Source organism: Xanthomonas sp. SHU 308 (assembly GCF_000364645.1).
Classification (GTDB): Bacteria; Pseudomonadota; Gammaproteobacteria; order Xanthomonadales; family Xanthomonadaceae; genus Xanthomonas_A; species Xanthomonas_A sontii.
The window spans coordinates 1-785 of sequence record NZ_AQOK01000600.1 but is presented as its reverse complement, the minus strand read 5'-3'; the positions used below and the strand labels follow the sequence as shown (position 1 = coordinate 785).

Here is a 785-nt window from a genome sequence, read left to right as displayed (position 1 = left end):
TGCCTCCACGGCGTAGCCCAGCGCGCGCAGCCGCTCCACGTCGCGGCGCAGGCTGCGCCGGTCCACGCCGAGCCGCGCGGCCAGCTCGGCACCGGACCACAGCCGGCGGGTCTGCAGCAGGGCGATCAGGCGCAACAGGCGGGCGGCGGGCGATGACATCGGCGCACGCTATTGCGGACAGGATCTGTCCGCAATGGGGTCTAGGGTGTTCGCACCGACCAGCCAGGAGCCGCCCATGACCAGCGACCGCCACATCACCCTGTTCCACAACCCGCATTCGCGATCGCGCGGCGTGCTGATCCTGCTCGAGGAACTGGGCGCCGACTACGCCATCGAGCGCATCGACTTCGATCGGCAGGCGCAACTGGCGCCGGACTACCTGGCGATCAACCCGATGGGCAAGGTGCCGGCGATCGTGCACGCCGGCGCGGTGGTGACCGAGCAGGGTGCGATCTACCCCTACCTGGCCGACCTGTACCCAGAAGCCGGGCTGGCACCGCCGATCGGCGACCCGCTACGCGGCCCCTACCTGCGCTGGCTGGCGTTCTACGGCGCCTGCTTCGAACCGGCGCTGGTCGACCGCGCGCTCAAGCGCGAGCCGCCACCGCGGGCGATGTCGCCGTATGCCGATTGCGACACCGTGCTGGCGGTGGTGGACGCGCAACTGGCGCGCGGCGACTACCTGCTCGGCGCGCGTTGCAGCGCCGCCGACGTGCTGTGGGGCAGCGCGCTGGGCTGGATGCTGGCGTTCGGCCTGCTCGACCCGCCGGCGCCGACCCGCGCCT

General features: G+C 72.2%; 2 protein-coding genes. One reads left to right on the top strand and one right to left on the bottom strand.

What is annotated here, in order from left to right; all coding sequences use genetic code 11:
• Window positions 1-159: helix-turn-helix domain-containing protein (locus tag D588_RS26785; RefSeq protein ID WP_157836484.1), on the bottom strand; the 159-nt coding region annotated here is incomplete at its 3' end.
• Between the two features lie 76 nt (window positions 160-235).
• On the opposite strand from D588_RS26785, the gene D588_RS25150 reads away from it, so the two are divergent.
• Window positions 236-785: glutathione S-transferase (locus D588_RS25150; RefSeq protein ID WP_043085609.1), on the top strand; the 550-nt coding region annotated here is incomplete at its 3' end.